Raw genomic sequence first — 25,857 nt, forward strand, 5'->3', positions numbered from 1 at the left:
TCTTTCCGAACGGACGGGTAATGAAGACAGCGAGGCAGGCCGCGAGGCAGCGCAGGCGCAGACGCAGGCTCATACTGGGCAGCACGGTGGCGGTGACCGCCGCGGGCGTTCTCGCCTACCTGGTCATGGGGTTGCTCCCCGACCGGAAGGAAGAAGCAGGACCTGCCGCCGCAACGCCCGCCGCCACCACCCAGGTGAGGGCCACGACCCCGCCCGAGACGAGCACCCCGACCGCGTCGCCGACGCCGACCGCGACCGGCAGCTCCAGTCCGACGGCCACCGCGACCACCGCCTCGGCACGACCGTCGGCCACAGGCACCCCACAATCCCGGCGAACGGCCCCCACCACGGCATCGTCGGCAGGGCGGATTCGACCCGGCGCCACCTACTCCGGGGTCGCCACCGCCTACGAGGCCAAGGACGGAAACGGCGCCTGTCTGTTCGGCCCGAGCCCCGACCTCATGATCGCGGCCATGAACACCACGGACTACGAGACGTCCAGGGCATGCGGCGCGTACGTGCTCGTCCGCGCGGCCAACGGCAAGTCGATCACGGTACGGATCACCAACGAATGCCCCTTGCCCTGTGCACCCGGGCAACTCGACCTCAGCCAAGAGGCCTTCGCCAAGCTCGCCGACCTCAAGGTCGGCCGGATCCCGATCACCTGGCAGCTGTTGAGCCCCAGCACGTCCGACACGATCTCCATCAGATACAAAACCGGGTCCAGCCCCTACTGGTGCGGCATCCAGGCGATCGGCCACCGGAACCCGGTCGCGCGCCTGGAGGTCAGGACCGGCGACGGCTGGCGGCAGTTGCCCCGCACCGAATACAACTACTTCCTTTCCGCCGAAGGCAGCGGGTGCGGCAACTCGATCAGGATCACGGACATCTACGGAGAGCGACTGACGGTCACTGGGATCCCGTTGCGGCCGAACGTCGTGCAGCCGACCGAGGTTCAGTTCGCCCGGCACTGACCCCGCCCTTCGCCTGCACGCCTTTCCCACGGGACCGACGGGACGTCCGGACGGACGCCGGGCTGCGCACAGCCAGGGCGTCCGTGCCGGATACGGCGAGAACGGAGAGCAGGACGAGTGCGCAGGCCGGGCCGAGGACGGTCCAGGGCGCCAGTTCCACGTACGGCTGGTTCTCCGACAGCAGACGGCCCCACTCCGCGGTGGGCGGCTGCTCACCCAGACCTAGGAAGCCGAGAGAGGCCAGCACGAGGACCGTGGTGGGCAGGCGCAGGAGGGCGTTGCGCAGGACGGGGGGCAGTACGGCGGGCACCAGGTGGTAGCGGAGGAGATAGCCCGGGCCGGCGCCGAAGGAGACGGACGCGAGCATGTGGCCGCTGGCCCGCTCCTGTTCGAGCAGCGCCGCGGCCTGGGCGGCGTAAGGGGTCCAGCCGACCAGACAGACCGCGAGGGCGGCACCCCAGGCCGACGGGCCGGTCACCGCGGTGGTCAGCAGTCCCGCGAGGACCGCAGGCATCGTCGACACCACTTCCGTGAGCCCCGCGCCGACCTGTGCCGCCATGCCGAGCACCAGCCCGGCGAGCGTGCACACCGCGGTCACCACGAGGGCCACGCCCACCGTGCGCAGCGCCCCGTGGCCCAGCCGGGCCAGCAGATCGCGGCCGAGCGCGTCCGTGCCCAACGGGTGTGCGGCCGAGGGCGGGAGCAGTCGGGCCGCCGTGTCCACATGGAGGGGGTCGCGCAGCAGTCCGGCGACGACCAGAGCGAGCAGGGCGAGGGCGCAGGCCGCGGCGGCCCAGCGGGTGAAGCGCCCTCGGGAAGGGGCCGGTGCGTGCAGGGCGGGCAGGGCCCCGTCCCGCAGGGCCGGGCCGAGCAGCGCGCGACGCAGGGCCTGGACGAGGAGGCCTGCGGCGATGCCGAGCAGGATGAGGGTCAGTGTCGTGGTCTGCAGGGGCGGCAGGTCCTGGGCGATGGCGGCGTCCAGGGCGAGCCGGCCGAGCCCGGGAATGTTGAAGATCTTCTCCACCGCGACGGCGCCACCGACCAGGGCCACGACGGTCGGCAGGAGTTGGGGGAGCACACCGGCCAGTGCGCGCCGCAAGGCATGCCGGGCGACGTGCCCGGGCGCGAATCCGTAGGCCTGCCAGGTCCGGGCCCACGGCTCGTTGAAAGCGGCGGGCAGCGACTGGTCGAGCAGACCGCCGATCATCGCCCCGGACGGGACACCAAGGGCGAGCGCGGGCAGCACCATCGACGCCGGTCCCTCCCACCCACTGGACGGGAACCAGCCCAGCCACACCCCGCACACGGTGGCGAGGAGCGAGGCGAGCAGGAACTTGGGCAGCGCGGCCAGGACCGCGACCCCGATGGCCCCTCTCCCCCGGTGCAGCCGTCGCCGGGAGCCGAGATACAGAGTGCGGGCACTGACCAACGCGGCGACCGCGATCGTGACCACGAGCGCCCCGAGCATCAGCGTGAAGGAGACCGCGAAGGCGCCCGTCACCTGGGGCAGGACCGCCTCACCCGACACCCAGGATGTGCCCGCGTCGCCCCGCGGCAGCCCGTCCAGCCAGTGCGCGAGATGCGCGAAAGGCCCCTCGTCCAGCCCCAGTTGCTCCCGAACAGCGGCCAGTGCTCCGGAGTCGGATCCTGGTCGGCGGAACGGGCCCGCAGGACGGTCAGCGCGGGGTCGTTGCCGGACAGCCAGGGCAGCATGGCCACGGCCCCCTCACGGCACTCGATGTGGTGCGAACCCACTGACGAAGGACGACCTGCGGTCGGTCCGCGAGCGCAGAGACCGCCGGCACATGGCCTGAGCCTCGCCCACCGGCCTGTCGGCCGATGTGGACCAGGCCGAAACGCTGGCCACAGCCGCGCGGTTATGGATCCCCGTCATCCCTGGCCAGGCCAAGGCCGGCCGTCGGCCAGGGATGCGGAGTGGGAGCGGACCCGCCGGGATCCGCCCCCCGGTCGGCACCGGACTTCGCCGGAGGCGCTCCGCGGCCGTTCAGCCGTCGAGCGTGCCCGTGCGCGCGACCTTCGCGTACCAGTGCGCGCTGGCCTTCGGGATGCGCTTTCCGGTCGGGTAGTCGACGTAGACCGTGCCGAAGCGCTTGCTGTAGCCGTATCCCCATTCGAAGTTGTCGAGCAGGGACCACAGGAAGTAGCCGCGGACGTCGATGCCCGCCTCGATCGCGCGGTGCACGGCGGTGAGGTGGCCGTGCAGATACGCGATCCGGTCCGGGTCGCGCACCTCGCCCTCCGGGTTGACGTAGTCGTCGAACGCCGCGCCGTTCTCCGTGATCACCAGCGGCAGGTCGGGGAAGTCGCGCCCCAGCCGGAGCAGCAGGTCGTACAGGCCGCTCGGGTCCACCGCCCAGCCCATGGCCGTGGTGTCGCCCGGGGGCTGGTGGAAGGCCACGTTGTCGGCGCCCGGCCAGGGGCTGTGCGCACTGTTGCCGTGGCCGTCGGCGTTGTGGCCGGCGTCGTCGGTGGCGGCCGAGACCACGGTGGGCGCGTAGTAGTTGACGCCCAGGAAGTCCAGCGGCTGCCGGATCACCTCGGTGTCGCCGTCGCGTACGAAGGACCAGTCGGTCAGGCGCGCGGTGTCCCGCAGGAGGTCGGCCGGGTACTCGCCGTGCAGTAGGGGGCCGGTGAAGACCTGGTTGGCAATGGCGTCGATCCGGCGCGCCGCGTCCGCGTCCTGCGCGCTGCCGGTGAGGGGCCGTACGTGGTGGACGTTGAGCGTGATGGAGACCTGGGCGTCGGAGGGCAGCGCGGAGCGCAGGGCCTGGACGGCCTTGCCGTGGCCGAGGTTGAGGTGGTGCGCGGCACGCAGGGCCGCGACCGGGTCGGTGCGGCCGGGGGCGTGGACGCCGGACGCGTAGCCGAGGAAGGCGCTGCACCAGGGCTCGTTGAGCGTGGTCCAGGTACGCACCCGGTCGCCCAGCGCCTCGGCGGCCAGGCCCGCGTACTCGGCGAAGCGCTCGGCGGTGTCGCGCTCGGGCCAGCCTCCCGCGTCCTCCAGCTCCTGGGGGAGGTCCCAGTGGTAGAGCGTGACCAGGGGCTGGATGTTCCTGTCCAGCAGCTCGTCCGTGAGCCGGCGGTAGAAGTCCAGTCCCTTCTGGAGGGAGGGGCCACGGCCGGTCGGCTGGACGCGCGGCCAGGCCAGGGAGAACCGGTAGGCGCTCACACCGAGGTCGGCCATGATGGCGACGTCCTCGCGCCAGCGGTGGTAGTGGTCGGTGGCGATGTCGCCGGTGTCGCCGTTGCGGACCTTGCCGGGGGTACGGGAGTAGGTGTCCCAGATGGAGGGGGTGCGGCCGTCCAGGGCGGCGGCGCCTTCGATCTGGTACGCGGCGGTCGCGGTTCCCCAGGTGAAACCCGGCGGGAAGGTGCGGGCGGCAGCGGTAGCGGCTTCGGGGTCGGGGTCGGGCGCGACACGTCCGGTTGCGGTGGCCACGTAGGTCCTTCCAGGAAGAGGGGGTTGGGCGGGGAGAGGGAAGAGGGCGCGTTCAGCCCTTGACCGCTCCCTGCATGATGCCGCCGACGATCTGGCGGCCGAAGACGATGAACATCGCCAGCAGCGGGAGCGTGCCGAGCAGGGCGCCCGCCATGATCAGCGACTGGTCGCGGACATAGCCCGCACTGAGCTGTGTGAGCGCGACGGGGACCGTCGGGTTGGTCATGTCGAGCACGATGAAGGGCCAGAAGAAGTCGTTCCAGGCGTGCACGAACGTGATCATGAACAGCACCGCCATCGCGGGCCTGGCGACCGGCAGCACGATGCTCCAGAAGATCCGGAGCGAGTGCGCACCGTCCACCCGGCCCGCCTCGACGAGTTCGTCGGGCAGCGCCTCGGACAGGTACTGCCGCATGAAGAACACGCCGACCGCGCTGACGAGGGTGGGGAAGATGACGGCGGGCAGCTTCTGGCCCCAGCCCAGGTCCGTCATCATCATGAACAGCGGTACGACCGCGAGTTGCGGCGGCACCATCATCGTCCCGATGACCAGCACGAGAAGAGCGTTGCGTCCTTTGAAGCGCAGCTTGGCGAAGGCGAAGCCGGCCAGGGTGGCGAACAGCACGGTGGACAGGGCGATGACACCGGCCACGATCAGGCTGTTGGCCATGGCCTTGCCGAGCGCCGCGTCCTGCCACGCCTTCCCGAGGTTCTCGAAGAGATGCGGGCCGGGCAGGAAGGGCGGCGGTGTCTGGGTGACGCGGGTGTTGTCGCTCGACGCCGCCACCATCGTCCAGTAGAGGGGGAAGAGCGACAGCACCGCGGCGACGATGAGCATGATGTAGGTGAAGGGGCCCGCATGGTGCTGACGTCCGGCCCGGGGCCGCAGCGTCCGCAGCGGCAGCCGGAAGCGGGGCCGCCCGCCAGGGGCGCGGCCGCGGTCGCGGTGGTGGCCGGGGGCGCCGTCGTGGTCGTGTGAGGTCCGGCGGGGGGAGTCCGCCGGGACCGGGAGGCTGTCGGTGGTCATGGCTGGCTGCTCCTGGTCAGGACGGCTTGCGGGATCCCAGGCGCTTGACGACGCGCTGGAGGACGAAGACGAGGATCAGCAGCAGGAACATCACCCATGCGACGGTGGCCGCGCGCCCCATCTGGTAGTTCTTCCAGCCCTCCTCGTACAGCAGCAGACCGAGCGTCTGGTACTGGTTGCCCGCTCCGCCGGTGATGCCGTTCGGGCCCTGACCGAAGATCAGCGGCTCGCCGAAGAGCTGGGTGGCGCCGATCGTGGACAGCACGATGGTGAAGACGATCGTCGAGCGGATGCCGGGGATGGTCACCGTGCGGAACTGCTGCCAGCGCGAGGCGCCGTCGATGGCGGCCGCCTCGTACCGGTCGCGCGGAATGGCCTGCATGGCCGCCAGGTAGAGCAGGGCGTTGTAGCCGGTCCAGCGCCAGATCACGATGGTGGAGATGGCCGTCTGCGCGGCCCACTTGTTGTTCTCCCAGTCGATGTTGTCGACGCCCACGACGCTCAGCAGCCAGTTGATCATGCCGAAGTCACGCTCGAAGAGCATGGTGAAAACGAGCGCCGCGGCGCCGACCGAGGTCGCGTACGGCGTGAGGGCGGCGACCCGGAAGAACGTCGAGCCGCGCAGGTGGTAGTTGAGGAGATGGGCCAGGCCGAGCGCCATCAGCAGCTGCGGAACGGTGGAGATCACACCGACGGTGAAGGTGTTGGCCAGCGCGTTCCAGAAGCGCTCGTCCTCCCACAGGGCCGTGTAGTTGTCGAGCGCCACCCACTCCATCAGGTTCATGGAGGCCAGCTCGACGTGGTGGAGGGAGATCCAGGCCGTGTAGATCAGCGGGTAGAAGCTGAAGGCCGCGAAGACGACGAAGAACGGCGCGATGAAGGCGTAGGGCGCGCCGCGCAGGTCCATGCGGTGCAGCAGCGCACTGCGCTGCCGCCGGGGCCGGGGCCCCTGGGACGGCTCGGACGTCAAGGTGGAAGTGGCCACCGGAATGGGATCCTTCTCGAGACATGGATGGGGCTGCGGACCCGGCGACCGGCCCCGGCGACCGAGGGGGCCGACCACCGCACGAGTCGCGCGGTGGTCGGCCGGTCGCCGGGGCACCGGAGATCAACCGGGAGCTGCTGAATCAACCGGGAACCGGTGAATCGACCGGAGGTCGGCCGGGAGTCAGCCGACGGCCTTCTCGATGCGCTCGTCCGTGGTCTTCCACGCCTTGTCCGGGCTCTGGTTCTGCGACTCGATCAGCGTCAGTCCCTGGGAGAAGATGTCCTTGATCGTGCCGTCCTTGCGGCCGAGAACCTGCTCGTCGGGGATGTCCTGGGCCGCGGCGCCGAAGATCTCGCCGATGGGCGCGCCGCTGAAGTACTCGGACTTCGCGTTGACCACCTCGGGCGCCTTCAGGGCCTCCTGCGAGGACGGGAAGTTCCCGAGCTCCTGGAAGAGGTAGGCCTGCTGCTCCGGCGCGGTCAGCCACGCGATCAGCTTCTTCGCTTCTTCCTTGACCGGGCTCTGTTCCGTGACGCCGAGGAAGGATCCGCCCCAGTTGGCGCCCTTCGGGGCCTTGGCGACGTCCCACTTGCCCTTGTTCTCCGGACCCGCCTTCTCGCTGATGTGGGCGAGCATCCAGGCGGGGCAGACCGTCGTGGCGAAGGTGCTGTTGGCCAGGCCCGGGTCCCAGCCGGGCTGGAACTGCCGCAGCTTGGCGGTCAGCCCGCTCGTGGCGGTCTTCGAGGCCAGGGCCCAGGCTTCGGTGACGACGGGGTTGTCCTTGTAGATCAGCTCCCCGCTCTTGTCGTAGAACTGCTGGGAGTTGCCGTAGATCATCGCGTTGAACAGGCCGCTGGCGCTGTCCAGGTAGGCGACCTTGCCGTCCTTGTTAGCGGACTTGAACTTCTCGCCGGTCTTCACGTACTTCGCCCAGTCGCCGTCCCACAGTTTGGCGACCTCGTCGCGGTCGGTGGGCAGGCCGGCCTTCTTGAAGAGGTCCTTGCGGTAGCAGACGGCCATGGGGCCGATGTCCGTGCCGAGACCGAGGACCTTGTCGTCCGGGGTGGTGACCTGGCTGAGCTTCCAGGGGAGGAAATGGTCGATACCGGAAATATCAGACAGATCGACGAACTTGTCGGCCTGGGTGTCCACGATCTCCTTGGCGCGTCCGAGTTCGATGCCCTGGATGTCCTTCAGGCCACTGCCGGCCGCCAGATGGGTCTGCAGGGCGGTGTAGTACGTCTGCTCGTCCCCCGCCACCTCCGCCTTGATGGTGACGTTCGGGTTCTCCTTCATGTACCGGTCGAGCAGTTCGGTCTCCTTGAAGCCCATGACGCCGAAGAGGCCCATGGTGATGGTGACCTTCCCGTCCTCGACGCCTCCGCCGGTCCCCCCGGCACCGCCACCACCGCATCCGGCGAGGAGGCCGAGCGCGGCGACGGCCGATATCGCCCCTACGGCTCTTGTACGCAACTGCCTGCGAACCCTGCTCATTTCGCCCTCCCAGCGGCGGCGCTGACGCACCGGAGTACGAGCCTCTTGGACCACTCCACGGCTCCGAATCGTCGGTGGGTACGTTCCCAAACCGCATTGGGAACGTACCCACCAAAGTGTCCGAAGGTTGACGGGCCCTCGATACGTCTGTCAAGAACTTGAATCCAGTTCGTTGCGGGAAGATGTCATGTCCGCAGCACTCGGGCCCGTTGGCATCGCGGAGGCCTCTGGCACAATGCGCTGGTGAGCGGCGCGTGGACGCCGATCGACGAGGAGGGACCCATGGGGGGCAGACAGCGGCCGACCATCAAAACCGTGGCCGCACATGCCGGTGTCGGACGCACGACGGTGTCCCGCGTCATCAACGGCTCGGAACTCGTCAGCGACAAGGCCCGGGACGCCGTCCTGGCCGCCATCGCCGAGCTCAACTACATACCGAACTCCGTGGCCCGCGGGCTCGTCACCAGCAGGACCGACTCCATCGCGCTGGTGATCCCCGAGTCGGAGAGCCGGCTGGGTTCCGAGCCGTACTTCTCGGCCGTCATCCGCGGCGTGAGCACGGGCCTGGCCGACACCAGGACACAGCTCCAGCTCGTGCTCGTACGCGACCAGGGCGAGCAGGACCAGCTCACCGACTCCGTCGCGGAGCGGCGGGTGGACGGTGTCCTCCTGGTCTCCGTGCACGAGCACGACCCGCTGCCCGGTCTGCTGGAGGACATGGGCCTTCCCACCGTGCTCGCCGGACGCCGCTCCCCCGACGAGTCACTGAGTCATGTGCAGTCCGACAACCTGGGTGGCGCCGCCGCGGCGGTCCGGCACCTCGTGGAGCGGGGCAGGACGACGATCGCCACGATCACCGGCCCGCTCGACATGGACGTCGGCCGCACCCGGCTGGAGGGCTGGCGCAACGCCCTGCTGGAGGCGGACCGCGAGCCCGACCCGCGCCAGGTGGCCACGGCGGACTTCACCGAGGAAGGCGGCCGACTCGCCATGCGTTCGCTTCTTGAACAAGTGCCGTACCTGGACGCCGTCTTCGTGGCGTCGGACGTGATGGCGGTGGGCGCGATGACGGAGCTGCGCGATCAGGGCCGCCGGATCCCGGAAGACGTGGCGGTGGTCGGCTTCGACGACTCGTTCATCGCCCGGCACACCAACCCGCCGCTGACGAGCGTGCGTCAGCCCGTCGAGGAGATCGGCAGCACGATCGCGCGGATCCTCCTCGAGGAGATCAGCGATCCCAAGGCTCCGCGGCAGAACGTCGTGCTGCCCACCCGGCTCGTGGTCAGGGCCTCTTCGTGACGTGACGTGACGTCAAGTCCTTTGCCCGCCCGCCCCCCTGCCGGGGCGGGTGGGCGTGTGGACGGGTCCCGCTTGCCGGGGGGGTGAGCAGTGACGGCCGCCGGAACCGCCTACGGGCAGTGCGCGTGATGGTCGAGGCCGACAGCGGGAAGGTTGACGGGGAGGGTGCGCGGGCTCTCCTTGGCGGGACCAGGCGGTCAGCAGCGCCTGTCCGGTGTTCCCCTCGTCCAGCAGTTGGTTACGCGGTTCCCCACCTCGGATCGCGCAGCAGGTTCACCACGGGCGACGGCACGCACCAGATCCTCGTCCCATGCGGCCCCCAGCCCGACGGCCTGGGGAAAGACGGTCGCCACCCCCAGCTCGGCCACGCCGTTCAACACCTGCGTTCCGGTGCCGGGCGGCCTGGGGATGTCGGGTTGAGAGTGAATTGTCGAAGCGCATCGACGCTGCCAGTGCCCCCTGACGGACTGTCAATGACCAGGTGAAAGAAACTTTCTTTGCGCCGGCCCTCTTGTTTCGCACGAAATAAGTCCGTTACCTTCCCGTCGCGTGTGAAGCGCTTCGACAACCTCAATCTCAATCTCGCAGGAAGGGCCGGGCCGCCTCCATGACGCACGAGCTGAACCGCAGAGGTTTGGCCGGCGCAGCAGCGTCGGTCGCCGGAGCGACCGCTCCGGCACCGTTGGTGTCCGCCTGCGGAGGCCGGGTCGCACAGGTCGACCACGTCCCGTTCGCCGACCGCCCCGGCACCACCGGGTTCGTGGTGCAGAACGAGGCGGCGTTCGGCCGCTGCCCCGCCCATCGCCGGCTGCGCAGCCGGGGGCGGTCCGTGCCCGAGAACGCCTCGCTGCTGGCCCTGTGCCCGGATCAGCTCGCCGAGCAGCGCGCGCCCGCCCTCACCGCCGCGTTGCGCGGCGAGCGGCCGAGGAACGAACAGGCATTGCTCACATCGACTCTGATGATCCGTCAGAACGCGGGCACCGTGTGCACCCGACTCTCCGTACCCGAGGAATCGTCATGACGGCACGCAGCATCACCGACCGCTTGGGCGGCCTCGCCTTCGGCGGCGACTACAACCCCGAGCAGTGGGACGAGCCGGTCTGGAAGGAGGACGACGAACTCATGCGCCGGGCCAGGGTCAACCTGGCCACTCTCGGCGTCTTTTCCTGGGCCCTCCTCGAACCGGAGGAGGGGCGCTACGACTTCTCCTGGCTCGATGCCCACATCGACCGCCTCCACGCGAACGGCGTGGCCGTCGACCTCGCCACGCCGACCGCCTCCCCGCCGCCCTGGTTCACCTTCGCCCACCCGGACGCACTGATGGTCCACCCCGACGGCACCCGGCTCGTACACGGCAGCCGGGACACGTACTGCCTCACCGCACCCGCGTACCGGAACGCATCCCGTCGCATCGCCTCGGTGCTCGCCGAACGCTACGGCGACCACCCCGCCCTCGCGCTGTGGCACGTGCACAACGAGTACGCCACCCTCTGCTATTGCGACCACACCGCTGCCTCCTTCAGGGTGTGGCTGCGCGCCCGCCACGGCTCACTGGACGCCCTCAACGAGGCGTGGGGGACGGCCTTCTGGAGTCAGCGCTACACCTCCTGGGAACAGGTGCTGCCGCCGCGTACGACGAACTGGCACCACAACCCCGGCCAGGATCTGGACTTCCGGCGCTTCTGGGCCGACGAGGTCACCGCCGCCTACTGCGAGCAGCGCGACGCGATCCGCGCGCACAGCGACCGGCCGGTGACGACCAACCTGATGCTGCCCGCGTACCAGAACACCAACGTGTGGTCCCTCGCCCGGGAACTCGACGTGGTCACCATCGACCAGTACCCCGGCGCGCCCGGCGTGGCCGCCGCGGCCGACGTCGCCTTCCACGCGGATCGCGCCCGCTCCCTGGGCGGCGGCCGTCCCTGGCTGCTGATGGAGCAGGGCACCAATACCGTCTACGACGCAGGCCGGGTCCTCGCCAAGGACCCCGGCGACATCCTGCGCCACACCCTCGGTCACATCGCCCGCGGCTCGGAGGGCGCCCTCTTCTTCCAGTGGCGGCAGTCCCGTGCGGGCGCCGAGACCTGGCACTCGGCGATGGTCCCTCATGCAGGACCCGACAGCCGGATCTTCCGTGAGGTCACACAGACCGGGGAGGCGGTCGCCCGCCTCGGTGAGCTGGCGGGGTCGACGGTGTCCGCGCAGGTGGCCGTCCTGCACGACCCGGACGCCTGGTGGGCACTCGGCACCGACGGCCTGCCCTCCCCGGAGCTCGACTACCACGCGGCACTCGGCCGGGCCCACCGCACGCTGTGGGACGCCGGCGTCACGGTCGACTTCGCCCACCCCGAACACGAGTTGAGCCGCTACCCGCTCGTCGTCGCACCTGCCCTGTTCCTCCTCTCCGACCGGATGGCCGAGAAGCTGCGCCGTTACGTCGCCGACGGCGGGACGCTCCTCGTCCAGCACGCCAGCGGCTACACCGACGAGCGCCTCCACGCCCGCCTCGGCGGCTACCCGGCTACCCCCCTGCGCGAGGCGCTGGGCATCCGCGTCGAGGAGTACCGGCCACTGCGGCACAGCGAGCGGATCACGCTGTCCGACGGGACACAGGGCACCGCCTGGAGCGAGTGCCTGCGCACCGAGGGCGCCGAGACGCTCGCCGCCTACACCCACGGGATGCTCACCGGGAGCCCGGCGCTGACCCGTCACCGCTTCGGCACCGGGCACGGGTGGTATCTCTCGACCCAGCTCGACGACGCCGGCTACGGCGCCCTGGTCGCCCGGCTGCTCGACGAGGCCGGAGTGGGGCCCGAGATGCCGGGCCTGCCGCCGCAGGTCGAGGCCGTCACGCGACGTACCCCGGACGGCCGCAGCTGGCGCTTCCTGATCAATCACAGCGCTGAGCCCGTGTCCTTGCCGGAGCCCGCCCACGACCTGCTCACCGATTCCCTCGCGCACGAACTGCCGCCCGGCGGTTGCGCGGTTCTGCGGGGGAACTGACCTCGAAATGGCCGATATGACCAAGGACCAAGGCACCTTCAGTTGGGGGCACGAGGCCCTCCACGTCGAGATCGTCCTCGATGACGACGGCAGCCCGCGCCTCACGTACCTCGGACTGCCAGGCGAGGCGCTGAGCATCCCCGGCGCATCCCTCCCCTTGGTGGAGGTGACAGCCGCGGGTCACGGCCGCAGCTGGTCGGGCGACCGCCTGATCGGGACCGACCTCGGCAGGCGTCTGCGCCACCGGAGCCACCTCGCGGCGCGCGACGGCGACTGGCACACGCTGACCGTCCAACTCACCGACCCCGACACCGGGTTGGCCGCGGAGGTGACCTACCGGTCACCGGACGGCATCCCCGTGCTCCGCAGCGAAGTGACCCTACGCAACGAGGGGCAGACCACGCTGCACCTGGAGTCGGTCAGCTCGCTCGCGGTGGGCTGCCTCACCCCCCAGGACCCGGCGGCCATCGACGCAGCGGACCTGCTGTGGGCGGAGAACGACTGGCTCTCCGAATGCCGCTGGCAGCGACAGCCGATGCGCCTGACCACACCGGCCCACGGCGGACGGGTGAGCAACGGGCATGGCAGAGCCGGCTTCGCCCTCAATGGACAGCGCACCTGGTCCAGTTGCGGACACCTGCCCATGGGCGGCCTGACGGACCGCCGCTCCGGCCGCACCTGGGTGTGGCAGATCGAGCACAACGGCGGGGGCTGGCGCTGGGAATGCGAAGAGCACGACAAGGCGGCCTACGCGGCATTGTTCGGCCCCACCGACGCCCACCACGGCTGGCGTCATCCCCTGGAACCCGGCGCCGCCTTCCGCACCGTACCCGCCGCACTGTCCTTCAGCGCGGACGGCGGCCCCGACGCCTCGTTCGCCGCGCTGACCCTCTACCGCCGCGCCCAGCGCCGCCCGCACGCCGACCACCAGCGCCTTCCCGTCATCTTCAACGACTACATGAACTGCCTGATGGGCGACCCCACGACCGAGAAGCTGCTGCCGCACATCGACGCGGCGGCCGACGCGGGCGCGGAGTACTTCGTGATCGACGCCGGCTGGTACGACGGCGACAATGGCGGCTGGTGGACCACCGTCGGCGCCTGGGAACCGGCCGCCTCACGTTTCCCCGGGGAGAAGGGGATCCACGAGGTGCTGGACCGCATCCGGGAACGCGGCATGGTTCCCGGCCTGTGGCTGGAACCGGAGGTGATCGGCGTAAGCAGTCCCATGGCCACGTCCCTGCCCGACGAGGCGTTCTTCCGCCGCGACGGCGTCCGCGTCACGGAGAACGGCCGGCACCACCTGGACCTGCGCCACCCGGCCGCCCGTGCCCACCTGGACCAGGTCGTGGACCGCCTGGTCGGCGAGTGGGGCGTCGGCTATCTCAAGCTCGACCACAACATCGACCCCGGCTCCGGCACGAGCGCCCACCCCGGCGAGACCCCGGGCGCCGGTCTGCTCGGCCACAACCGGGCGCACCTCGACTGGATCGACGGCATCCTGGACCGCTACCCGCACCTGGTGGTGGAGAACTGCGCCTCCGGCGGCATGCGATGGGACCACGCCCTGCTGTCCCGGATGCAGCTGCAGTCCACCAGCGACCAGCAGAACCTCCAGCACTACGCGCCCATCGCGGCCTCCGCACCCACCGCCGCCACCCCCGAACAGGGCGCCGTCTGGGCGTACCCCCAGCCGGAGGACTCCCTCGACGAGGTCGCCTTCACCATGGCCAACGCGCTCCTCGGCCGGATCCATCTCTCCGGCCGCATTCCCGAACTCGAGCCTGAAGCCCGCGCCCTGGTCCACGAGGCGGTAGCCGTGTACAAGGCCATCCGCGCCGACCTGCCGCAAGCCGTGCCGTCCTGGCCACTGGGCCTTCCTGCCTGGGACGACCCCTGGATCGCCCTGGCCCTGCGCACTCCCGCCACCACGTACCTCACCGTCTGGCGCCGCCCCGGAGCCGACGCCACGGCGACGCTTCACCTGCCCCATCTGCGGGACACCGCCGCTGGTGTCGACCTGCTCTACCCCTCGGTCAGCCGGGCCGATTCCGCCTGGACGCCCGGCACGGCCGAGCTGAGCCTGACGCTGCCCACCGCGCCGTCCGCCGTCCTGCTGCGCATCACCCCCACGGGGCCGGGCGCTCCCTGAACCACCCACGCCAGAGCCACGTCTCGACGAGAGGACCCTTCGGTGCCCCCGCTGCACCAGCCGGACGGACGCTTCACCAACCCCGTGATCCCCGGCATGCACCCCGACCCCAGCGTCTGCCGCGTCGGCGACGACTACTACGTGGCGTGCTCCAGCTTCGAGTACTTCCCCGGCGTACCCGTCTTCCACAGCCGCGACCTGGTGCACTGGACACAGATCGGCAACGCCCTGGACCGGCCGGAGCAGCTGCGTCTGTCGGAGGCGTGGTCCTCCGGCGGGATCTACGCCCCCACCCTGCGCCACCACGACGGCCGCTTCTGGCTGATCGTCACCAACTGCAGCGAGGGCGGCGGCAACCTGATCGTCACCGCCACCGACCCCGCCGGACCGTGGTCGGATCCCATCTGGGCCCCGGGCGTGCCCGGCATCGATCCCGACCTGGCCTGGGACGAGGACGGCACCGGCTGGTGCACGGTCGCGGGGGTGTCGCAGGTCCGTATCGACCCCACCACCGGGGAGACCTTCGGGACACCGCACGAACTCTGGTCGGGCGGGCCCGGCGCCAAGGCCCCGGAGGCGCCGCACCTGTACCGGATCGGCGACTACTGGTACCTGCTCATCGCCGAAGGCGGCACCGAGCGCGGCCACGGTGTCTCGATCGCCCGCGGACGTACGCCCCAAGGCCCGTTCGAGCCGTGCCCGGCCAACCCGATCCTCACCCACCGCGGCACCGACCACCCCGTGCAGAACACCGGGCACGCCGACCTGGTCCAAGGCCCCGACGGCTCCTGGTGGATGGTGCTGCTCGGCGTCCGACCGGGCGGCGGCACCCCCGGCTGGCATGTGCTGGGCCGTGAGACCTTCCTGGCCCCCGTGACCTGGGTGGACGACTGGCCGGTCGTCGGCGAGGTCGCCCTGGACCTGCCCGAGCTCCCGTGGCCGCTCTCCCCCGGCCCTGTCGAGGAGCACCGGGACGATTTCGAGCTCGCCGAACTACGGCCGTACTGGATCTCCCTGCGCGACCGGCCCGCCGAGCACTGCACCACCAAGGAGCGCCCCGGATGGCTGACGCTCCGCGCGCGGGGCGGCTCCCTCGACGAGCCCGACGTGGTGTTCACCGGCCGGCGCCAGCAGCATCTGTCGTGCCGGGCGCGCACGCTGGTCGATGCCGCGGAGGGAAGCGGTGGCCTTGCCGTCCGGCTCGACGAGCGGCACCACTACGCGGTCGAGGTGTCCGGCACGCAGGTACAGGTGGTCGCGCGCGTCGGCTCCCTGCGCACGGTCGTGGCCTCAACGTCCGTGCCCGCCGGGCCGGTTGTCCTCGCCGTCACGAGCACGGAACCGCCGTCTCCGCACGGACCGTGCACCGGACCCGACGTCGTCTCCCTCGGCGTCGAGCAGCCCGACGGCACGTTCACCGAGCTCGCGACCCTCGACGGCCGCTACCTGTCGACCGAGGTCGCCGGCGGCTTCACCGGCCGGGTCATCGGCATGTACGCCACCGCGGGCACCGTCCGCTTCGACTGGTTCGACTACGAGCCCCTCGACGGCTGAACCAGACCCCTCCCGCTCGACCGACCGAAGGGAACGACACGTGAAGGACATACGGCAACCCGCACACCACCGCAGACGAGGCACCGGCCGCCTGGCCGGCCTGCTGATGGCGCTGCTCGTCGTCCTGGGACTGTCCGGCAGCACCGCGATCGCCACGCCCGACGGCACGGCGCAGCAGGCAGGCTCCACGGTCAAGGTTCCGGCCCGCGCCATGGACGCCGTCGCGGCGATGCAGCCCAGCTGGAACCTGGGCAACACCCTGGACGCGATTCCGGACGAGACGTCCTGGGGCAATCCCAAGGCCACCAGAGAGCTGTTCAGGAGCATCCGGGCGGAGGGCTTCCGCAGCGTCCGCATCCCGGTGACCTGGAGCGCACACCAGTCCGTCACCGCGCCCTACACCGTCGACGCCGCGTACATGAGCCGCGTCAAGCAGGTGGTCGACTGGGCGCTCGCCGAGGACCTGTACGTCGTGCTCAACATTCACCACGACTCGTGGCAGTGGATCTCGAAGATGCCCACCGACCACGACACGGTGCTCGCCCGCTTCAACTCGCTGTGGACCCAGATAGCCGAGAGATTCCGGGACGCTCAGCGCGCCCTGCTCTTCGAGAGTGTCAACGAGCCTCAGTTCGCCGACGCCACGGACGCCCAGAAGACCAAGCTCCTCAACGAGCTCAACGTCTCCTTCCACAAGATCGTCCGTTCCTCCGGCGGCGGCAACGCGAACCGACTGCTCGTCCTCCCCACGGTTTACTGCACACCTGACCAGCGCCTCATGGACGACCTGTCCGCCACGATCCGGAAGCTGAACGACCGCAATCTGGTCGCCACCGTGCACTTCTACAGCTGGTACCCGTTCAGCGTGAACATCGCGGGCGGCACCCACTACGACGAGGTCGCCCAGAGCGACCTCAACGACGCCTTCGCCCGCATGCGCGACACCTTCGTCGCCAGGGGCATCCCCGTCTACGTCGGTGAGTTGGGCCTGCTCGGCTTTCCCGACATCAACCATCCTTCCCGCGTCGAGCGGGGCGAGGCACTGAGTACTACGAGCACCTCGGACACGCGACGCGCCTCGCCGGAGTCACCACCGCGCTGTGGGACCCCGGAACTTTCGCCTACCTGAACCGGGAGACCCTGAAGTGGACGGACCCCGCCCTGATGGCGTGGATCAAGTCCAGCTGGACCACCCGTTCGGCGACGGCCTCCTTCGACAAGGTCTTCTTGAAGAAGAAGGAGCCGATCACCGCCAAGGGGGTCACCCTGAATCTGAACGGGACCACGTTCCGGGGCCTGTGGCACGGTGAGACCAAGCTCGTCGAGGGACGGGACTACACCCTCTTCGACAAGACGCGGCTCGTCCTCACGGCCGGCGCGCTGACCCGGCTGTCGGGCGACCGCGACTACGGGGTGAACGCCACGCTCCAGGCCCGGTTCTCCCGCGGGCTGCCCTGGCAGATCGAGGTGGTCACCTACGACGAGGCGGTGCTGTCGGACGCCACGGGCAAGACCGACGCGTTCACGATCCCCACGCAGTACAAGGGCGACGTGCTGGCGACCATGGAGGCCAGGTACGGCGACGGCAGCTACGCCGGCCCGAAGAACTGGACTGTGTACCAGGAGTTCAACGCGACCTTCTCGCCGGACTACCCGAACGACACGATCATCCTGACGCCCGAGTTCCTGGACTCGCTGCGCGACGGCGAACTGGTGACACTGACCTTCAACTTCTACAGCGGCGAAAAGAAGGTCATGTACCACGTCAAGAAGTCCGGAGACTCGGTCACCGGCACTCACGTCCCACCCATCCCCTGACCGACCCGCACCTCGCCCTGGTTGCCACCTCCCCGGCAACCAGGGCACTGGCGTTGTGCGCTCCGGAGTGCCTTGCCGGTCAGGTGACGGCGCAGGTGGTTCCGTTGAGCGTGAAGGAGAGCGGGGTGGCGGTGTCGCCGGTGTGGGCGGCCTGGAATCCGATGGTGATGTTCGACGTCAGGCCGGTGTTCCACGCGTTGACGGTGCTGGTGACCCGGCAGGCCGCCGTCCCCGGCGACGGGTTGGAGGTCTGGAACTGGGTGAAGAACTTCCACACCTCTTGCGGCACCCAGGTCCGGGAGCCGCTGTCACCGGCGGCCCCGTCCTGCGGAGCGGGAATGTGCCCTTCGTCGAACGCGGCCCAGGCGACCGGATGCCCGGCCGAGCACCCCGAGTAGGTGGTGACCCGGTGCGTCAGGCTGCCCTGCGCCGGCTCCGGCGGGTTTTGCGGGGTGCAGCCGTTGTTCCTGACGAACCTGTCCCGCAACCCCCGTCCGCCGGAGATGCCGAGCACGTTGTCCCTGAGACCGTGCACCCCCAGGTAGGCGATGGGCTGAGTGCCGCCGCTGCATCCGCTGAGCTGTCCGCCGCCCAGGACCGCGACCGCGCGGAAGACCGTCGCGCGGGAACACGCGAGGGAGTACGACATGGCGCCGCCGTAGCTGAAGCCCGTGGCGAAGCGCTGTGTCGTGTCGACGCACAGGTCCGCCTCGATCCGCCTGATCATGTCGTCGACGAAGGTGATGTCCTCCCCGCCGGCGTTGGCCCAGCCGTTGTTGAGGCCTTGGGGCGCGACGAAGATGGCGCTGTTGTTCGCCAGTCGCTGGAGCCCGTAGTAGGACCAGGTGCCGGTTTCCACGGTGCGGCCCGTGGCGACGTCAGTGGAGGTGCCGCCCAGCCAGTGGAAGCCGAAGACCAGCCGGTAGGCGCGGTTCCGGTCGTAGCCGTCCGGGATCCGCAGGATGAAGCTCCGGTTCTTGCCGCCGCTCTGGATCGTGTGCGTACCACTCGTCAGGGTGGGGGCCTTGCCGCATCCGGGGGTCGCGGCAGCGGTGCCGACGGTTGCGGTAGCCGTGTCGGAGGCCGTGAGCGGCGCGTTCTCGCGGTGGGCACTGCCCAGCGCCGTGCCTCCCAGGGTCAGGACGAGCAGCACCGCGAGCACGGCGGTCCATAAGAAGGATCTTGTCCTCGCCATCGTGAAACTCCTCTTCTCAAGCTGCGCCTATCACGCGCGGGTCCACTTCTGGTTGGCCTGGCCGTTGCAGGTCCACAGAACCAGCGGGGTCCCGTTGGCGGTGCCGGCCCCGTTGACGTCGAGGCACAGCCCGGCATGGACGTTACGGATCGATCCGTCGGAGCCGACGGTCCATTTCTGGTTGTTCTGGCCGTTGCAGGGCCAGGTGATGACACGGGTGCCGTTGGTGGTGCCCTGGTTGTAGGCGTCCAGGCACTTGTCGCCGAAGACGCGGATCTCGCCGCCGGCCCACGTGGTCCACAGCTGGTTGGCGGCCGTGTGGCAGTCCCAGAGCAGTACCGTTGCCCCGGCCGCGGTGGAGGCGTTGTCCACGTCCAGGCAGCGGCCTGATGCGTTGCCGCGCAGCCGTGAGGTGGTGGCGTCCAGCGGGCTGCCCCCGGTCACCCGGAACACGGCCACGCCGTGAGCGGGGACGCTCGCCGAGATCTGCCCGGACGTGCTGGACGTGCCGCCGGTCCACAGGTCGGTGAGGGAGAACGGCCCTCCGGACAGGCCGACTTGCGCGGCCGTGGTGGTGATCGTTGCCGTACCGCCTCCCCGGTTGAGCAGGCCCACCGCGACCGAGCCGTCGGACAGGGGCTTGGCGAACACCTCGGTGCCGCCGTCGTCGCGCACCCTGCGCCCGCCCGCGCCCAGGGGGTCCTGGTTCACCGCCAGCAGACGCGGGTTGCGCAGGATCGCGCTCACGTCGGCGGACATGGTGCGGATATCGTTGCCTGCCATGAGCGGGGCACCCAGCAGCGCCCACAGGGCGAAGTGGGAGCGGGACTCGGTCAGTGACAGGCCGGGACGGCCGACGACCAGCATGTCGGGGTCGTTCCAGTGCCCCGGGCCCGACTGCGCCGCCAGCGGCGCGGTGACGTCCAGGACGTTGCCGACGCCCATCGGATAGCTGTTGGTGTTGCCGTTCTGCCAGATGTCGAGCAGGTCCTCGGTCGTCCGCCACAGGTCGGCGACCTGGCCCCAGTCGTACTTGTCGCCGGTGGGGGCGTGGAAGCTGTTGGGGTTGATGCTGTAGACGATCGGCCGCCCCGTGGCGCGCAGGGCGTCACGCATCAGGGTGAACTGCGCGACCTGCTCGCCCAGTGTGCCGTTGCCGGAGCACCAGTCGTACTTGAGGTAGTCCACGCCCCACGAGGCGAACGTGTTGGCGTCCTGGACCTCGTGGCCCTTGCTGCCGGTGGAGCCGGGGTAGGTACCCACGCCCTGCGCGCAGGTGCGCTCGTTGGGCGCCTGGTAGATGCCGAACTTCAGGCCCTTGCCATGGATGTAGTCCCCGAGCGCCTTCATCCCGCTCGGGAACTTGGCCGGATTGGCCCGCAGGTTGCCCGCCGCATCACGCTGCGGGTCGAACCAGCAGTCGTCGACCACCACGTACCGGTAGCCGGCGTCCCGCATACCGGAGGACGCCATCGCGTCGGCGGCCTGGCGGACCTGCGCTTCGGTGATCCCGCACCCGAAGCTGTTCCAGCTGTTCCAGCCCAGCGGTGGGGTCAGCGCGGGGCTGCCCGGCGCGGCCGAGGCGGTGGGTGGGGAGGAAGCCGTCACGGACGCGGTGACCGTCAGCACAGCGGCCGCGAGGAGACGGAGCAATCGTCCGCCTGATCGTCTGAGCACCTAGGGCTCCTTTTCCCGGGGGCACACAAGGGGGTCCGAAATTTCGGATGTCATTCGGAAACTGAGAGCGTCACGGATATTAGAGAGGCGAGCTGACATGTCAACACGTTCGGCAAACCAGCCACGCCTTGCACGCCAAGAACTCGGGCTGCGGCACATGCAGGCTCAGGGGACTTGACTGACCTGCGGTGATTCACACCCAGGCGCTTCGAATGTTTCGATGACACTGGCGAATCATGCGAGAACTCTTGACGGCGTTCACCGGCCGCCTATCATCCAGGTTGCTCGACAACTCGACTTTTGTTCGTCATTCCGAACACGCCAGAGCCGCTCCACTCGAACCCGGCAGGGCACCTCCGGGTTGCGCCACCGCAACGGCCGAGCCGCAAGGAGCACGTCACCCATGGATATGTCATGGCCTCATCAACCTCTTTCCCGTCGCCGCGCGCTGGCGACCGCCACCAGCCTGACCGCCGGCGTGGTCCTCCCTCCGGCCGCAGCCCAGGGGCCCGCCCGCGCAGCCGCCGCGGCGTACACGAACCCGGTGATCTGGCAGGACTTCGCGGACATCGACGTCATCCGCGTCGGCGACACCTTCTACGCCTCGGCCTCGACGATGCACTACTCGCCGGGCGCGCCCGTCCTGCGCTCGTACGACCTGGTGAACTGGGAGATCGCCGGTCACTCGGTGCCCGTCCTCGACTTCGGCGCCAAGTACGACCTGAACGGCGCCCGTGGCTATGTCAGAGGGATCTGGGCGTCGTCGCTGGCCTACCGACCGAGCAACAGGACGTTCTACTGGCTGGGCCAGATCGACTTCGCCCGGACGTACGTCTACACCGCCACCGCCGTCGAGGGGCCGTGGAGCAGGCTGACGACGATCAGCACGCCGTACTACGACGCGGGTCTGCTCGTGGACAGCGACGACACCCTGTATGTGGCCTACGGGAACACCACCATCAGCGTGGCCCAGCTCTCGCCCGACGGTCGCAGCCAGGTCCGCACGCAGCAGGTGTTCACGACACCGTCGAGTGTCGGCACCCTCGAGGGTGCCCGCTTCTACAAGATCAACGGGCAGTACTACATCTTCCTGACCCGCCCGGCCAACGGCCAGTACATCCTCAAGTCGTCGAGCGGCCCCTTCGGTCCGTACACGATGCGGCAGGTCCTTCTCGACCTGCGCGGGCCGATCCCCGGCGGTGGCGTCCCGCACCAGGGCGGGCTGGTGCAGACGCAGAGCGGCGCCTGGTACTACATGGCCTTCGTCGACGCGTATCCCGGCGGCCGGATGCCCGCCCTGGCACCCGTCACCTGGACCTCGGACGGCTGGCCCGTCGTGCAACTCGTCAACGGCGCATGGGGCACCTCGTATCCCAGCCCGGCCGTGCCCACGCCACCCCGCCAGGTCACCCCCATGACCGGCGTCGACACCTTCGACGGCACGACTTTCAAACCGAGGTGGGAGTGGAACCATAACCCGGACAACACCAAGTGGTCGGTCGACAACGGCCTGACCCTGCGGACCGCGACCGTCACCAACGACCTCTACTGGGCCCGCAACACCCTCACACACCGCATCCAGGGACCCACCTCCACCGCCACCGTCCAGCTCGACCACTCCGCGATGCGGGACGGCGACCGGGCCGGACTCGCGCTGCTGCGTGACTCCTCCGCCTGGATCGGCCTCAAACGCGACGGCGGCACGACGCGGGTGGTGATGGTCAACGGGCTGACCATGGACGGCAGTTGGAACACCACCGGCACCGGCACCGAGGTCGCGAGCGCGCCCGTCTCAGGCGGCCGCATCTGGCTGCGCGCTGGCGCGGACATCCGCCCCGGCACGGCACGCCCCGGCACCTTCTCCTACAGCACCGACGGCACCACGTTCACCCGCCTCGGGCCCGCCTTCTCCATGGGCAACGACTGGCGGTTCTTCATGGGCTATCGATTCGCCCTCTTCAACCACGCCACGCAGGCACTCGGCGGCGCGGTCCGCGTCACGCGGTTCGAGCTGTCCACGCCCTGAACGATCGGAGGTTCGCACCCCCAACCCCCCACCCAGCCGTACGAGGAGAACCATGAACCCGCTGAAACGACTCGGCCGTCGCCGAGCCTCGGTTTTAGCCCTCCTGGTCGCGGTCGCCCTGGCGACACCCGGGACGGCGACCGGCGCACCCGACGCCGTCAGAGCCTCCACTCTGGGCGCCCAAGCCGCCCAGTCCGGACGGTACTTCGGAACCGCCGTGGCCGCCGGAAGGCTCGGCGACGGCACGTACACCGGGATCCTGGACCGGGAGTTCAACTCGGTCACACCCGAGAACGAGATGAAGTGGGACGCGACCGAGCCGTCCCGCGGCTCGTTCAACTTCGGCCCCGCCGACCAGATCGCCAATCGCGCGGCGGCCCGCGGTCAGCGCCTGCGTGGCCACACGCTGGTGTGGCACTCCCAACTGCCCGGCTGGGTCAGCTCCATCAGGGACGCGAACACGCTGCGCAGCGTGATGAACAACCACATCACCACCGTGATGAACCGCTACAAGGGTCGGATCCACTCCTGGGACGTAGTCAACGAGGCCTTCGCCGACGGCCCCAGCGGCCAGCTCCGCAGCTCGGTCTTCCGGGACGTGCTGGGCAACGGCTTCCTCGAGCAGGCCTTCCGCACCGCGCGCTCCGCCGACCCGGCGGCCAAGCTCTGCTACAACGACTACAACATCGAGAACTGGAGCGACGCCAAGACCCAGGGTGTCTACCGCCTGGTCCGCGACTTCAAGGCGCGCGGCGTGCCCATCGACTGCGTCGGCCTCCAGGCCCACTTCGGCACCGGCGGCCCGCCCGCCAGTTTCCAGACCACGCTGTCGAACTTCGCCGCCCTCGGCGTGGACGTCCAGATCACCGAACTGGACATCGCGCAGGCGTCGCCGACCGCGTACGCGAACACGGTCAGGGCCTGCATGAACGTCGCGCGCTGCACCGGCATCACGGTCTGGGGCATCCGCGACAGCGACTCCTGGCGGGCCTCGGAGAATCCGCTGCTGTTCGACCGGGGCGGCAACAAGAAGTCTGCGTACAACGCGGTGCTGACGACGCTGGGCGGCACGCCCGCCGCCACCCGCAGCACGCCCACCGCCACCCGCGGCACGCCCACCGCCACCGGCGGCAAGCCCGCCGCCACGCGCAACGCAGCCAACGCCGCTGCTCTGCCCAGCCGTTACTCGTGGAGCTCCAGCGGCCCTCTGATCTCGCCGAAGCCGGACTCGGCCCACAACATCGCCGGGATCAAGGACCCGACGGTCGTGCAGTACAACGGCAAGTACCACGTGTTCGCGAGCGTCGCCAGCTCCTCCGGCTACAACCTGGTGTACCTGAACTTCAGTGACTGGTCCCAGGCCGGCTCGGCCACGCACCACTATCTGGACCGCAGCGCCATCGGACGCGGGTACCGCGCCGCACCGCAGGTCTTCTACTACGCGCCGCAGCGCCTGTGGTACCTCGTGTACCAGACCGGCAACGCCTCGTACTCCACCAACCCCGACATCAGCAACCCGAACGGGTGGAGCGCGCCGCGCAACTTCTACTCGTCGATGCCCGACATCATCAAGCAGAACATCGGCAACGGCCATTGGGTCGACATGTGGGTGATCTGCGACAGCGCCAACTGCTACCTGTTCTCCTCCGATGACAACGGGCACCTGTACCGCTCGCAGACGACCGTCGGCCAGTTCCCGAACGGGTTCACCAACACGGTCATCGCGGCGCAGGACTCCAAGTACGCCCTGTTCGAAGCGAGCAACGTGTACAAGGTGCAGGACAGCAACCAGTACCTGCTCCTCGTCGAGGCCATCGGCTCGGACGGCCGGCGCTACTTCCGCTCCTGGACCACGAGCAGCCTCGCCGGCTCCTGGACACCCCTGGCCGCGTCCGAGAGCAACCCGTTCGCTCGGTCCAACAACGTCTCCTTCCCCTCGGGCGCCTGGACCCGGGACATCAGTCACGGCGAGATGATCCGTGCCGGCTACGACCAGACACTGACCATTCCCGCCTGCCGGCTCCAGTACGTCTACCAGGGCATGAACCCCAACGCGGGCGGCGACTACAACCTCCTCCCGTGGCGGCTCGGCCTCCTGACCCAGACCAACTCGACCTGCTGATCGACCGTGCCGTGGGGAGCGCTTCCGGTGGGAGCGCTCCCCATGCTCACCGCCGACCTTCGGATACCCCCAGTCAGATGTCAGAAAGCCGAGGTACCCGTCATGCGCCGCAGACTCCTCGCCCTGGTGGCAGCGCTCTCCTCGCTGCCGCTGGCGCTCGCCACCGCCCCGTCCGCCCATGCGGCCGACCCGACGACCATGACCAACGGGTTCTACGTGGACCCCGACTCCAGCTCGAAGCGATGGGTCGCCGCCAACCCCGGTGACGGCCGGGCACCCGCGATCAACGCCTCCATCGCCAACACACCGACGGCCCGCTGGTTCGGGTCCTGGAGCGGCACCATCGGCACGGCCACCGGCGCGTACGTGGGCGCCGCGGACGCCCGGGACAAGCTGCCCCTCCTCGTCGCCTACAACATCTACAACCGCGACTACTGCGGCGGGCACTCCGCGGGCGGAGCCTCCTCGCCGTCCGCCTACGCGAACTGGATCGCCCAGTTCGCGGGCGGAATCGCCGGCCGCCCGGCCGTCGTGGTCCTCGAACCGGACTCCCTCGGGGACTACGGCTGTATGACCCAGGCGCAGATCGACGAACGCGAGAGCATGCTGACCGGGGCGCTCGCGGAGTTCAACCGTCAGGCCCCCAACACCTGGGTCTACCTCGACGCCGGCAACCCGGCCTGGGCGAGCGCGGCGACCATGGCCCGGCGCCTTCACGAAGCGGGCCTCCGGCAGGCCCACGGTTTCTCGCTCAACATCTCCAACTACCTGACCACGGCCGAGAACACAGCGTACGGCAACGCCGTCAACAGGGAACTCGGCGCCCGGTACGGCTACACCAAGCCGTTCGTCGTGGACACCAGTCGCAACGGCAACGGCTCCAACGGCCAGTGGTGCAACCCTTCGGGCCGCCGTATCGGCACCCCCACCCAGCTGGGCGGAGGCGCCGAGATGCTCTTGTGGATCAAGGTCCCGGGCGAGTCCGACGGCAACTGCGGCGTGGGAACCGGCTCCACGGCCGGACAGTTCCTCCCGGAGGTCGCCTACAAGATGATCTACGGCTACTGA

Annotated in this window: 15 protein-coding genes and 2 pseudogenes; 10 read left to right on the forward strand and 7 right to left on the reverse strand. The window is 69.7% G+C overall.

The annotated features are described in order from the left end of the window. Window positions 1-20: 20 nt before the first annotated feature. Complete coding sequence (locus tag ACIA8X_RS39030; RefSeq protein ID WP_399460295.1) at window positions 21-974, forward strand: expansin EXLX1 family cellulose-binding protein; 954 nt, start codon at window positions 21-23, stop codon at window positions 972-974. Here ACIA8X_RS39030 and ACIA8X_RS39035 read toward each other — a convergent pair. The 5 genes and pseudogenes from ACIA8X_RS39035 to ACIA8X_RS39055 form a co-directional block, all read right to left on the reverse strand. Beyond that, a pseudogene (locus ACIA8X_RS39035) lies at window positions 910-2,687 on the reverse strand (ABC transporter permease subunit). The gene ACIA8X_RS39030 and the pseudogene ACIA8X_RS39035 overlap by 65 nt on opposite strands. 292 nt (window positions 2,688-2,979) lie before the next feature. Beyond that, on the reverse strand, window positions 2,980-4,434 hold the full coding sequence (locus ACIA8X_RS39040) for a GH1 family beta-glucosidase (protein ID WP_393460056.1): 1,455 nt from the start codon (window positions 4,432-4,434) through the stop codon (window positions 2,980-2,982). A 52-nt stretch (window positions 4,435-4,486) separates the two neighbouring features. Next, a complete protein-coding gene (locus ACIA8X_RS39045) occupies window positions 4,487-5,461 on the reverse strand; it encodes a carbohydrate ABC transporter permease (protein WP_399460296.1) in 975 nt (324 codons plus the stop codon). A gap of 16 nt (window positions 5,462-5,477) precedes the next feature. Next, window positions 5,478-6,446 carry a carbohydrate ABC transporter permease gene (locus tag ACIA8X_RS39050; protein WP_393460062.1) on the reverse strand — a complete coding sequence of 323 codons (969 nt, stop codon included), beginning with the start codon at window positions 6,444-6,446 and terminating at the stop codon, window positions 5,478-5,480. Window positions 6,447-6,629: 183 nt separating this feature from the next. Next, a complete protein-coding gene (locus ACIA8X_RS39055) occupies window positions 6,630-7,943 on the reverse strand; it encodes an ABC transporter substrate-binding protein (RefSeq protein ID WP_393460067.1) in 1,314 nt (437 codons plus the stop codon). Window positions 7,944-8,225: 282 nt separating this feature from the next. Here ACIA8X_RS39055 and ACIA8X_RS39060 point away from each other — a divergent pair, with 282 nt between their 5' ends. From ACIA8X_RS39060 to ACIA8X_RS39085, 6 genes and pseudogenes are all read left to right on the forward strand, one after another. Then, window positions 8,226-9,242, forward strand: a complete 1,017-nt coding sequence (locus tag ACIA8X_RS39060; RefSeq protein WP_393460074.1) for a LacI family DNA-binding transcriptional regulator — start codon at window positions 8,226-8,228, stop codon at window positions 9,240-9,242. 607 nt (window positions 9,243-9,849) lie between these two features. Further along, a complete protein-coding gene (locus tag ACIA8X_RS39065) occupies window positions 9,850-10,263 on the forward strand; it encodes a hypothetical protein (protein ID WP_393460077.1) in 414 nt (137 codons plus the stop codon). Beyond that, on the forward strand, window positions 10,260-12,245 hold the full coding sequence (locus ACIA8X_RS39070; RefSeq protein WP_399460297.1) for a beta-galactosidase: 1,986 nt from the start codon (window positions 10,260-10,262) through the stop codon (window positions 12,243-12,245). Before ACIA8X_RS39065 ends, ACIA8X_RS39070 begins: the two co-directional genes overlap by 4 nt. Window positions 12,246-12,261: 16 nt before the next feature. Beyond that, window positions 12,262-14,397 carry an alpha-galactosidase gene (locus tag ACIA8X_RS39075; RefSeq protein ID WP_399460298.1) on the forward strand — a complete coding sequence of 712 codons (2,136 nt, stop codon included), beginning with the start codon at window positions 12,262-12,264 and terminating at the stop codon, window positions 14,395-14,397. A gap of 42 nt (window positions 14,398-14,439) precedes the next feature. Beyond that, entirely contained in the window at window positions 14,440-15,951 is a 1,512-nt protein-coding gene (locus ACIA8X_RS39080) for a glycoside hydrolase family 43 protein (RefSeq protein WP_399460299.1), read from the forward strand. A gap of 40 nt (window positions 15,952-15,991) precedes the next feature. Then, a pseudogene (locus tag ACIA8X_RS39085) lies at window positions 15,992-17,769 on the forward strand (cellulase family glycosylhydrolase). A 79-nt stretch (window positions 17,770-17,848) separates the two neighbouring features. On the opposite strand, the gene ACIA8X_RS39090 reads toward ACIA8X_RS39085, so the two are convergent. Further along, window positions 17,849-18,964, reverse strand: coding sequence for an alpha/beta hydrolase family esterase (locus tag ACIA8X_RS39090; protein ID WP_393460092.1), 1,116 nt, complete (start codon window positions 18,962-18,964; stop codon window positions 17,849-17,851). A gap of 30 nt (window positions 18,965-18,994) precedes the next feature. Then, a complete protein-coding gene (locus ACIA8X_RS39095; RefSeq protein ID WP_393460095.1) occupies window positions 18,995-20,641 on the reverse strand; it encodes a glycoside hydrolase family 27 protein in 1,647 nt (548 codons plus the stop codon). A gap of 409 nt (window positions 20,642-21,050) precedes the next feature. On the opposite strand from ACIA8X_RS39095, the gene ACIA8X_RS39100 reads away from it, so the two are divergent. The 3 genes from ACIA8X_RS39100 (at window position 21,051) to ACIA8X_RS39110 (ending at window position 25,857) form a co-directional block, all read left to right on the forward strand. Continuing rightward, on the forward strand, window positions 21,051-22,667 hold the full coding sequence (locus ACIA8X_RS39100; RefSeq protein ID WP_399460308.1) for a glycoside hydrolase 43 family protein: 1,617 nt from the start codon (window positions 21,051-21,053) through the stop codon (window positions 22,665-22,667). Between the two features lie 52 nt (window positions 22,668-22,719). Continuing rightward, on the forward strand, window positions 22,720-24,789 hold the full coding sequence (locus tag ACIA8X_RS39105; RefSeq protein WP_399460300.1) for a non-reducing end alpha-L-arabinofuranosidase family hydrolase: 2,070 nt from the start codon (window positions 22,720-22,722) through the stop codon (window positions 24,787-24,789). 102 nt (window positions 24,790-24,891) lie between these two features. Beyond that, entirely contained in the window at window positions 24,892-25,857 is a 966-nt protein-coding gene (locus tag ACIA8X_RS39110; RefSeq protein WP_399460301.1) for a glycoside hydrolase family 6 protein, read from the forward strand.

The sequence above is a fragment of the Streptomyces sp. NPDC051738 genome (assembly GCF_044453205.1).
Taxonomy (GTDB): Bacteria; Actinomycetota; Actinomycetes; order Streptomycetales; family Streptomycetaceae; genus Streptomyces.

Bases quoted from the DNA above. Each gene is read 5' to 3' on its own strand.
- ACIA8X_RS39030 (WP_399460295.1), top strand. From the start codon at position 21: ATGAAGACAGCGAGGCAGGCCGCGAGGCAGCGCAGGCGCAGACGCAGG.
- ACIA8X_RS39045 (WP_399460296.1), bottom strand. From the start codon at position 5,461: ATGACCACCGACAGCCTCCCGGTCCCGGCGGACTCCCCCCGCCGGACC.
- ACIA8X_RS39055 (WP_393460067.1), bottom strand. From the start codon at position 7,943: ATGAGCAGGGTTCGCAGGCAGTTGCGTACAAGAGCCGTAGGGGCGATA.
- ACIA8X_RS39060 (WP_393460074.1), top strand. From the start codon at position 8,226: ATGGGGGGCAGACAGCGGCCGACCATCAAAACCGTGGCCGCACATGCC.
- ACIA8X_RS39065 (WP_393460077.1), top strand. From the start codon at position 9,850: ATGACGCACGAGCTGAACCGCAGAGGTTTGGCCGGCGCAGCAGCGTCG.
- ACIA8X_RS39070 (WP_399460297.1), top strand. From the start codon at position 10,260: ATGACGGCACGCAGCATCACCGACCGCTTGGGCGGCCTCGCCTTCGGC.
- ACIA8X_RS39075 (WP_399460298.1), top strand. From the start codon at position 12,262: ATGACCAAGGACCAAGGCACCTTCAGTTGGGGGCACGAGGCCCTCCAC.
- ACIA8X_RS39090 (WP_393460092.1), bottom strand. From the start codon at position 18,964: ATGGCGAGGACAAGATCCTTCTTATGGACCGCCGTGCTCGCGGTGCTG.
- ACIA8X_RS39100 (WP_399460308.1), top strand. From the start codon at position 21,051: ATGTCATGGCCTCATCAACCTCTTTCCCGTCGCCGCGCGCTGGCGACC.
- ACIA8X_RS39105 (WP_399460300.1), top strand. From the start codon at position 22,720: ATGAACCCGCTGAAACGACTCGGCCGTCGCCGAGCCTCGGTTTTAGCC.
- ACIA8X_RS39110 (WP_399460301.1), top strand. From the start codon at position 24,892: ATGCGCCGCAGACTCCTCGCCCTGGTGGCAGCGCTCTCCTCGCTGCCG.